The organism is Dactylosporangium sp. NPDC049742, from assembly GCF_040674675.1.
GTDB lineage: Bacteria > Actinomycetota > Actinomycetes > Mycobacteriales > Micromonosporaceae > Dactylosporangium > Dactylosporangium maewongense.
Window position 1 is genome coordinate 100,571 of sequence record NZ_JBFANF010000040.1, and the last position, 9,407, is coordinate 109,977.

9 protein-coding genes and 1 pseudogene are annotated in these 9,407 nt (G+C 74.3%); 6 read left to right on the forward strand and 4 right to left on the reverse strand.

Going from position 1 to position 9,407, the window contains the following annotated elements; all coding sequences use genetic code 11:
• Window positions 1-93: 93 nt before the first annotated feature.
• Together AB0J72_RS37735 and AB0J72_RS37740 are read left to right on the forward strand one after the other, a co-directional pair.
• Window positions 94-1,020 carry a hypothetical protein gene (locus AB0J72_RS37735; RefSeq protein WP_363407727.1) on the forward strand — a complete coding sequence of 309 codons (927 nt, stop codon included), beginning with the start codon at window positions 94-96 and terminating at the stop codon, window positions 1,018-1,020.
• A gap of 2 nt (window positions 1,021-1,022) precedes the next feature.
• Window positions 1,023-2,711 (forward strand): insulinase family protein, encoded by a 1,689-nt coding sequence (locus AB0J72_RS37740; protein ID WP_363407730.1) that lies wholly within the window; start codon window positions 1,023-1,025, stop codon window positions 2,709-2,711.
• Between the two features lie 125 nt (window positions 2,712-2,836).
• Here AB0J72_RS37740 and AB0J72_RS37745 read toward each other — a convergent pair whose 3' ends face one another.
• Window positions 2,837-3,334 carry a hypothetical protein gene (locus AB0J72_RS37745; RefSeq protein WP_363407733.1) on the reverse strand — a complete coding sequence of 166 codons (498 nt, stop codon included), beginning with the start codon at window positions 3,332-3,334 and terminating at the stop codon, window positions 2,837-2,839.
• Window positions 3,335-3,618: 284 nt separating this feature from the next.
• Here AB0J72_RS37745 and AB0J72_RS37750 point away from each other — a divergent pair, with 284 nt between their 5' ends.
• From AB0J72_RS37750 to AB0J72_RS37765, 4 genes are all read left to right on the forward strand, one after another.
• Window positions 3,619-4,311 (forward strand): phosphoribosyltransferase family protein, encoded by a 693-nt coding sequence (locus AB0J72_RS37750; protein ID WP_363407736.1) that lies wholly within the window; start codon window positions 3,619-3,621, stop codon window positions 4,309-4,311.
• Between the two features lie 102 nt (window positions 4,312-4,413).
• Window positions 4,414-5,154 (forward strand): ATP-binding protein, encoded by a 741-nt coding sequence (locus AB0J72_RS37755; protein WP_363407739.1) that lies wholly within the window; start codon window positions 4,414-4,416, stop codon window positions 5,152-5,154.
• A gap of 206 nt (window positions 5,155-5,360) precedes the next feature.
• Window positions 5,361-6,500 carry a SigB/SigF/SigG family RNA polymerase sigma factor gene (locus AB0J72_RS37760; RefSeq protein WP_344512419.1) on the forward strand — a complete coding sequence of 380 codons (1,140 nt, stop codon included), beginning with the start codon at window positions 5,361-5,363 and terminating at the stop codon, window positions 6,498-6,500.
• A gap of 46 nt (window positions 6,501-6,546) precedes the next feature.
• The gene (locus AB0J72_RS37765; RefSeq protein ID WP_344512421.1) at window positions 6,547-7,266 is read left to right on the forward strand and encodes a GAF and ANTAR domain-containing protein; all 720 of its coding nucleotides are present in this window, start codon (window positions 6,547-6,549) and stop codon (window positions 7,264-7,266) included.
• 341 nt (window positions 7,267-7,607) lie between these two features.
• Here AB0J72_RS37765 and AB0J72_RS37770 read toward each other — a convergent pair whose 3' ends face one another.
• The 3 genes and pseudogenes from AB0J72_RS37770 to AB0J72_RS37780 all read right to left on the reverse strand — a co-directional run.
• Complete coding sequence (locus AB0J72_RS37770) at window positions 7,608-8,345, reverse strand: NB-ARC domain-containing protein (RefSeq protein ID WP_363407761.1); 738 nt, start codon at window positions 8,343-8,345, stop codon at window positions 7,608-7,610.
• 388 nt (window positions 8,346-8,733) lie between these two features.
• Window positions 8,734-8,997: pseudogene (locus AB0J72_RS37775) on the reverse strand (BTAD domain-containing putative transcriptional regulator); the annotation flags it as partial.
• Window positions 8,913-9,407, reverse strand: a 495-nt coding sequence (locus AB0J72_RS37780) for a BTAD domain-containing putative transcriptional regulator (RefSeq protein ID WP_363407743.1), incomplete at its 5' end; no start/stop codon positions are given. The gene AB0J72_RS37780 and the pseudogene AB0J72_RS37775, both read right to left, overlap by 85 nt.

Here is a 9,407-nt window from a genome sequence, read left to right on the forward strand (position 1 = left end):
GCTCACACCGCCGTCCGGCTCCGTCAACGGCGGAGCCGGACCGGCCGAAATATGGACGCTGCGCGAGAGGATCTTGCCCTACGCTGTCCCATCGTGATCGACTTCGACCCGGCCGGGCCGTTTCCTGAGCTGCGGCAACTGCGGCAGTCGGTGATCGGCCGCGACTGGCCGGCGGTCGCCGCGTTCTTCGCCGGGCTGGCCGATCCGGACGACCAGACCTACGCCGGCGCGCTCGTCAGCGAGATCGACGGCAGCGAGGACTTCCTGCGCTCCGTCGCGGAGTCCGAACGGAGCCCGCTCGCCCGCGCCCTCTACGGCAACCGCCTCATCGTCGTCGGCTGGAACATCCGGTCGGCGCTGCGGGCGCAGCATGTGAGCCGCGAGCAGTTCGCCGCCTTCCACGATCATCTCCGCCAGGCCGAGCGGGTCCTCATCGACGTCACCGCCGAGGAGCCCGGTAACGCCGTCGCCTGGGTCGGTCGTCTGAAGACCTGTCGTGGCCTGCAGCTCGGTCTGCCGGAGGCGCGCCGCCGTTACGACCGGCTCAGCCGGCACACCCCGTACGTCTACAACGCCCAGGGGTCGCTCGTGCAGCAGCTGTGCGAGAAGTGGGGCGGCTCCGACGAGCAGGTCCACGCCTTCGGGCTGGAGTGCCTGCGCCGCGGCCCCGATGGCTCCCTCGGCGCGCTCGCCCTGCTCGAGGCGCACCTGGAGATCGGCCTGGAGCGCGGACAGGTCGGCGCGCACCTGCAGCGTCCCGACGTCCGTGCCGAGATCGACGAGGCCGCCGCGCGCTCGGTGCGGCACCCCGCGTTCCGCGCCGGCGGCTACCGTGCCGTCACCGCGCACAACCTCTTCGCCCTGGTCTACAGCAAGATGGGCGAGCACGCCGTCGCGGCCGAACACTTCCGGGCCGTCGGCGACCACGGCTCGAGCTTCTACTGGGACTACTTCGGCGACGACGAAGTGACGGCGTTCGAGACCGAACGGGCCAAGGCCCGGAAGGCGGCGGGGCAGTGAGCATGCGGCAGATCGACGTCGACGGCGTCCCCACCCTGTACGCCCCGTACGAAGGCCCGTCCGTCGCCGGGCTCGTCTTCAGGGTCGGGCAGGCCGACGAGACGCTGCCGCGCCGTGGCATCACCCACCTGCTGGAGCACCTCGTCCTGCACGGCCGGGCCCTCGCCGACTACCACTACAACGGCACGACCGGCACCGTCGTCACGTCGTTCCACCTGCAGGGCGGCGAGGACGACATCACCGGCTTCCTCGCCGGCGTGTGCGAGGCCCTGCTCGACCCGCCGATGGACCGCCTCGAGGCCGAACGGTCCATCCTGCGGGCCGAGGCGGCCGGCCGTAACGACGGGGTGAACGACGCCCTGCCCGTGTGGCGGTACGGGGCCCGCGACCACGGCCTCGTCGGCTTCCCCGAGCTCGGCGTCGACCGGCTCACGCCGGAGGACCTGCGGGAGTGGGCCGCGACGTGGTTCACGCGGCAGAACGCCGTGCTGTGGATCGCCGGCCGGCGCGTCCCGCCGGACCTGCGCCTGCCGCTGCGCGACGGCACGCGCCGGCCCGTCGCCGCCCCGTCGTCCGCGCTGCCGGTCACCCCGGCCTTCTACCGCGGTGACGGCCACGTCGTCGTCGACGGTGTCATGCGCCGCCGGATCGCCGGCAACGTCCTCGGCTGGGTCCTGGAGCGGGAGCTGTACCGCAGCCTGCGCCAGGAGGACGGCAACTCCTACGCGGTCGGCGCCGCCTACAACCCCCGCGGCGACGGTCACGCCGTCGTCACGGCGTTCGCCGACGCCGCCCCGGGCAAGGAGACCGCGGTCCTCGGCGGGTTCGTCGACGTGCTGGCGAAGCTGCGCGTCGGCCGGATCGACGAGGCCGACGTGGCCGCCGTGATCGCCAAGGCCGAGGACGCCAACGCGCACCCGGGTGCCGAGGTGGGCCGCCTGTCCGCTCAGGCGTTCGACCTGCTCACCGGGCACCCGGTGCGGGCCGTCGAGGAGGCCCGCGCCGAGCTGCGGGCGGTCACCGCCGCCGACGTCCACGAGGCGGCGGTCGAGGTGCTCGGGTCGGCGCTGTTGCAGGTGCCGGACGGCAGCACCGCCGACTGGGCCGGGTTCACGGCCGCGCCGGTCCTCTCGGAGACGGCCGCGACCGGCCAGCCCTTCGAACCGCGCGGCGGCGGCAAGGCCGTCCTCGTCATCGGCCCCGACAGCGCCGGCCTGCAGGCGGGCGACCACAAGCGGACCGTCCGGTTCGCTGAGTGCGCGGCCATGCTCGCCTTCCCCGACGGCGGGCGGGTCCTCATCGGCAACGACGCCATCCAGGTGCCGATCGAGCCGACGCTGCACCAGATCAGCGCCGAGGCGCTGCAGTCCGTCGACAGGGCCCTGGCCGCCGTCACCGTCCCGATGCCGGCCCGCGACCACGTCCCGCAGCCCCGACCGGCCGAGACAGGTCCGGACGCGGCGGACGCACCGCCGGCGCCGCCGTCGCGGACCGCCCGGATCGTCGCGGCGATCGGGATGTTCGCGCTGGCGTTCCTCGTGCTGTGCGCCGGAGGCCTCTACATGGTGGTCCTGACCGGCACCGACGGTGACAACGACTGGCAGCGGGTCGTCGCCCGCAGCGTGGTGTGCGGCGGCACGGTGACGCTGGCCCTGATCGGCATCGGCCTGCTCCGCAAGCCGAAAGCCTGACACAAGCCGAAAGGCCTGACGCGAGCCGAAGGCCTGACGCAAGCCGAAAGGCCTGACGCGAGCCGAAGGCCTGACGCAAACCGAAAGGCCTGACGTAAGCCGGAAGCCTGACGCGAGCCGAAAGGTCAGGTCTTGCCGTCCTGTTCCTGGGCGGCCTGCAGGGTGGAGGAGTGTGGGACCCAGTCGGCGAGGTGGACGGGGTGGCCGAGGGTGCGGAGCTTGACGATGACCTCGGGGTCGTCGTCCACGACGACGGCGATCCGGGACTCGCGGGCCAGGAGCGACAGCTGGGCGGCCTTGAAGTCCTTCGCGGGGCGGCGGTCCCGGGCGGGGCGCATGAAGAGCAGGTCGGCGGGGAGGCCGGCGCTGCGGAGCCAGGCGTCGGTCACCGGGCGCAGGTGCTCGGGGCGGCCGGTGAGCCAGACGAGGACGTGGTCGGCGGCGTGCCGCAGGGCCAGCTCGACGCCCTCGGGGAGGACCGGGTCGCGGTCGGCGGCGGCGAAGAAGCGGGCCCAGTCCTTCGGGCGCTTGTCGAGGTGGCGGAGGCGGTGCCGGACGTCGGCGACCACTCCGTCGATGTCGAACACGGCGAGGGCCGCGTCCCGCTGCGCTGGCGTGTCCACCGGGTCATCATGCCCGGCCGGGCGGGACCGCGTCACTTCAGAAACGGGAGACAACAGGAATTTCTGGACTGCCGGTTTCACCCGTGAGGAAGTATGGCAAGCGGACGTTTCCCCAGCTCAACGGGCGTAGTCTTCGGACCGGGCGAGGTAGGCCGCGGCAGAGCGGCCAGCAGGGGACACGGCCCAGCGTGGCGACGGCCCCACCGCGCCGATCGAAGGAGGTGTCCGCTTGATGCGGATCATGTTGGCCGGCCTCCGGGTCGCCCGAGTGGAAGCCTACGACCATGTGGCCGCCTGAGGCCGAGCGGTTCGCGGACCGAACGGCCGCGGGTCGCTTGCTCGGCACCGCCGTCGCCGCGCACCTGCGGCAGCTCGACATGACGCAGGCCCCGCTGGTGCTCGCGCTCCCCCGGGGCGGAGTCCCCGTCGGGTTCGCGGTGGCGGAGACCGTCCACGCCGACTTCGACCTCATGGTCGCCCGGAAGATCGGGCTGCCGTGGCAGTCGGACCACGGGGTGGGCGCGATCGCCGAGAACGGGCCACCGGTGTTCGACCGCGGCGCGCTCGCGTGCGCCGGCCTCACCGTCAGCGACCTCACGCCCGCGGTACAGCGGGAGCGGGTGGAGCTGCGGCGCCGGCAGGAGCGCTACCGCGGTTCGCGGCCCGCGGCGGAGGTGACCGGACGCGTGGTCATCCTCGTCGACGACGGGCTCGCGACCGGGGTCACGGCACGGGCGGCGGTCCGGGCGCTGCAGACCCAGAAGCCGGCGCACATCGTGTTCGCGGCGCCGGTGTGTGCCGCGGAGTCGGTCGACCTGCTCGCCGGTGACGTCGACGCGGTCATCGACATCCACTCCCCCCGGGAGTTCCACGCTCTCGGCCTGTACTACACCGACTTCACCCCGGTCGCCGACACGGACGTCGCCGGCATCTGCGCCATGGCGTGGGGCGCCGTGAAGGTTCCCACGCCGGTCTGAGGGGCAACGCCCCGATCCAACCAGTTCGCCGGAACAATGCGAGGACGCTCTATCCGCCGCCAGTGGGGTTTAACCCACCGGGGGCGGGTAGAGCGTCACCCCATGAGGGCGAGTCTTGCGGCAACCGTCGAGGTCCGCGGCGATGCGACCGTGGTGCACGTCGCCGGGAGCCTGGGCGTGAACACCGCGCCGGTGCTGCGCACCACCGTCCTGGAGTGCCTCGCCACGGAGCCCGCGCTCATCGTGCTCGACGTCGCCGAGCTGCGGACCCATGAGGACGTGGCGTTGACCGTGCTCCCCGCCCTCGCCCAGCACGCCGCGGCCTGGCCCGGCAGCGCGGTCAGCATGGCGGCCGCCCCCGCGCCGCTGCGGCACGCGCTGGACCGGATGGCGGTCGCGCGGCAGATCCCCCTCTTCGCGACCACCGACGCGGCGATCGCGCACGGCTGCGCCGGGGCGCCCGGCGGCGAGCCGCCCATGATGCGCGTCCGGCTCCAGCCGATGCTCGACGCGACCGCCGCGGCGCGGCACCTGGTGGACCGGGCCTGCCGGCTGTGGGAGGTGGCCCGGCTCGCCGACCTCGCCGAGCTCATCATCACCGAGCTGGTCAGCAACGGGGTGCGGCACGCGGGCACCGAGCTGGAGGTCCGCGTCAGCCTGCGCCGCCACCAGCTGCACCTGTCGGTGCGCGACGGCAGCCACGCCCTGCCCGTCCGCGGCTCGTCCGACGACACCCTCGCCGAGGGTGGCCGCGGGCTGCTCGTGGTCGAGGCGCTCACCCAGCGCTGGGGTTGCACCCCCGTCCCCGACGGCAAGGTCGTCTGGGCGTCGCTGCGGGCATAAATCCCGCGGCCACCAAGACAAAGGCGACCTCGCGCGCGCAGGAAAGGTCACCCACGACCTCACCCTTTCACATATTCATTGGCAATTCCCCCGTGCGTACAGTGACCGGGAAAGCAATTCCGCCCGGTTCCACGACCGCACGCTCAACCGCGAATCGCTTGCTGCGCAACGCGATGGGATAGGGGGGAGTCTCCACCATGGAGACAATGCCCATATATGAAGACCGATTTGAATCGGCACTTTCACTGGAATCCTGGCGCGAAGGAGACGAGGAGATCCTGCGCCCCTCGGGAGTGCTCGACCACGCGGCGAGCCTCGACCTGCGAATCCAGCTCAACCAGCGGCTCGATGCCGGACGGGTGCACCTGACCGTCGACCTGTCGCGGCTGCGGCTGCTGGACTGCGCCGCCGCCGACACGCTGCTGCGCGCGCAGCTGGAGGCCCAGGAGCGCGGCGGTGGCCTGCGGACCCCCGGCGCGTCGGACCTGGTGCTGGACGTCCTGGAGATCATCGGGGCGGCGAAGCGCCTGCGTGCGTACGACGACCCACCGGTCGGCGCCCCACCACCAGTACATGATGAGGAAGAGCCGCAGAGCCAGTGGACGACCGTCAACGAGCTGCTGCGCCAGGCGGCCACGATGGACGTCAAGGACGCCAGGCGCGGCGCGCTGCGGCAGCGGGCCATCGAGCACAGCCTGCCGCTCGCCGATCGGCTGGCCCGCCGGTTCCACGGGATGGGCGAGTCGCCCGCCGACCTCAGCCAGGTCGCCGCGCTCGGGCTGATGAAGGCGATCGACGGCTTCGACCCCGACTACGGCACCGACTTCGGCGGGTACGCGACGCCGACGATCGTCGGGGAGCTGAAGCGGTACTTCCGTGACAAGGGCTGGGGGGTGCACGTGCCCCGGCGGCTCCAGGAGCTGCGGATCGAGATCAACCGGGTGCGGGACACGCTCGGGCAGCGGCTCGGGCGCTCGCCCACGCCGCGGGACGTCGCCGACCACCTCGGTGTCGCCGAGGACCAGATCCTGGAGGCATTGGTGGCCTCTTCGGCGTACCGGCCGGTGTCGCTGTTCGCGCCGCTCGGCGGGGACGACGACGCGGGCACGCTCGCCGACGTGCTCGGCGACGACGACCGCGACATCGACGGCGTCGAGTTCCGCCAGGCGGTGAAGCCGCTGATCGCCCGCCTGCCGGAGCGGGAGCGGCGGATCCTGTCGCTGCGCTTCTACGGCAACCGTACCCAGGCGCAGATCGCCGCCGACCTCGGCATCTCGCAGATGCACGTGTCGCGGTTGCTGTCACGGACCCTGGAAGGATTACGCCGGGCGCTGCTGGACGGTTGAGATCTCGACGCGCCGGGTAGGAGGCGGCGTGTCTGAAGGGGGAATTGTGACGGAGCTCCACACGGTGGAGATCGCCGCCGTCCTGCGCCAGCTCACCGCGCGCCTGATCGCCAGCGACGACCTCGACGAGGCCCTGGAGGACCTCGTCGAGACCGCTGCCGACCTGGTGGACGGGGCGTCGTGGTGTGCGGTCACGCTGGTGCGGGCCGGGGGGCCGTCGACCGCCGCGGCGTCGCCGGAGCTGCCGGCCGAGCTCCACGACAGCCAGTACCACAGCGGCACCGGCCCGTCGATGGAGGCGATCCGCACCCGTGACCTCATCGTCAGCGCCGACCTGTCGTCGGACGATCGCTGGCCGGGGTGGCGCGAGCATGCGCTCTCGGCCGGCGTGCACGGTGTGCTGACCGTCCCGGTCGACATCGACGAGCAGGTCATAGGGGCCTTGACGGTGTACGCGGCCCAGCCCGGCCGCTTCACCCCCGACGCGGGTCTGACGGCGATGCTCATCGCCGAGCACGCCGGCCTCCTGCTCGCCGCGGTCCTCGACCGGGGCCGGCAGGCCGACCTGCACGCCGAGCTGACCGAGGCCCTGGCCGACGGCGAGACCGTCAACCGGGCCATCGGGATCATGATGGTGCAGCGGGCCTGCTCGTCGGAGGCGGCCCTGGAGGTGCTGCACGGCACCGCGAGCCGGCTCGGGCTGCCGCTCGCCACGGTCGCGCAGCGCCTGGTCGAGACGGTCGAGCGCCGCGCGACGGTGGCTTAGGCCGCCGCGCCCGGCGGGTCGCACGGCACCCGGCCGGGACGGTCGGGCCGCCGCACGGCGGTGGGCCGGCCTGACGCCGGCGCGGCGGCTGATCGAGACGGTCGGCGCGCCGTACGGCGATGAGCTGGCCTGGCGCCCCCGCGGCGGCCGGTCAGAGCGCCGGGCGGCGATGGACCGCCCAGCACCTGCCAAGCTTTCAGGCTTCCGGTGGCCGGACCGGCCGGCACACGCCGAGCGGTCCGGCGGCCAGACTGCGCTGAGCATTTCGGCGGCCGGACCGGCTCACGCGTGCCGGGCTCACGCGTGCCGGGCTAGCGCGTGCCGGGCTAGCGCGTGCCAGGCTAGCGCGTGCCGAGCTTCCGGTGGCCCGAGGCGGCCGCGCGGTCGGCGGCGTAGGCCCGGAGCAGGTCGTGCAGCGCATACCGGCCGGGCGCCGGCTCGGCGAGCAGGTGGACGTCGGTCAGCTCGGCGATCAGCGCGAGCGTCTCCGGCAGCGGCCGCCCGGCCAGCCCGGCCGCCGCCGGCGCGGAGAAGTCCGCCACGGGGTGCAGCCCCAGCAGGCGGAACAGGCTCGCCGCGGCCGGGCTCAGCTCCCGGTACGACCACGAGAACGCCGCCCGGACGTCGGTGCCGGGGTCGCCGGTGCTGAGCGTGGCGAGCCGGCCACCGCCGTCGCCGAGCTGCGCCGCCAGGTCGGCGAGCGACGCGTTCGGGCGGGCGATGGCGCGGGCCGCCGCGATGGCCAGGGCCAGCGGAAGCCGGGCGCACCGCTCGACGATCATGCCGACCGCGTCGGGCTCGGCGGCGGTCCGCCGCGCCCCGAGACGGTGCGCCAGCAGGTCCCGGCCCTCGTCCGGGGTGAGGAGGTCCAGCGGCACGAGGTGCGCGCCCTGGGCGGCGACGAGGCTCGCGAGCGGGCTCCGGCTCGTGACCAGGACATGGCAGCCGGGCGCCCCGGGCAGCAGCGGCCTGACCTGCTCGGCGTCGCGGGCGTTGTCCAGCAGCACCAGGACGCGCCGGCCCGCGAGCAGGGTGGAACAGTGCGGCCCGGGCCTCCGGGCCGGCAGGGACCCGCTCAGGCGGCACGTCCAGCGCCGTCAGGAAGCCGTGGAGCGCCTCGTCCGGGGTCATGGGCGCGGCGGCGGGGTGGTACCCGCGAAGGTCGACGTGCAGCTGGCCGTCGGGGAACCGGGCCCGCACCCGGTGGGCCCAGTGGACCGCGAGCGCGGTCTTGCCGACCCCGCCGGAGCCGACGACCGCCGTGATGACGACCGCGGACCCGCTGAGGTGGGCGTCGAGCCGTGCCAGCGCGGCGCGCCGCCCGGTGAACTGCGGGATGTCGGCCGGCAGCTGGGCCGGCGGCTGCGGCTCGCCCGCCGCCCCGGTCCCGGCCTCCGGGCGCAGCGCCCGCCGGTGGGCGTCGAGCAGCTCGGGGCCGGGCTGGATGCCCAGCTCCGCGACCAGCCTGCGGCGGATGGAGGCGTACGCGCTGAGCGCGGCCGCCTGGAGGTTGGCGGCGGCGAGGACCTCGATGAGCCGGGCGTGCAGCGGCTCGTGGAGCGGGTTGGCGATGGCCAGCTCGCGCAGCGGCGCCAGGCACCGGTCGGGCCGGCCGGCGGCGAGGGCCAGCTCCGCGTGCCGCAGCGTCACCGCGATCCGCTCGTCGGCGAGCGCGACGACCAGGGGTGGTCCTGCAGCTGCGGGATGTCGCTCAGCGGGTCGCCGTGCCACAGCGCCAGGGCCGCCTCGAGCAGCTCCAGGGCCTCCGCCGGGCCCGCCGGGCGGCTCCGCCGCACGAGGCGCCGGAACTCGGCGTGGTCGAGCTGGTCACCGGCGAGGTCGAGCCGGTACCCGCCCGGGGTGCGGCCGATGACCGCGGCCGGCCGCAGGGCCGCACGGAGCTTGGAGAGGCAGGTCTGCACCGCCCGGGCCGGCGACTGCGGCGGCCGGACCTCCCCGAGCATCGCGACCAGCTCGGCCATCGGCACCGGCGCGTTCGCCGACAGCGCCAGCCGGGCGAGCACGGCGCGGCGGGCGCCGCGGCCCACCGGCACGTCGGTGGCGGCGCGGCTCACGGCGAGCGGGCCCAGGATGTGGATCCGCACGGGCTGGCCGGGGTCGCCCGCCGGGTCCGTGGCCTC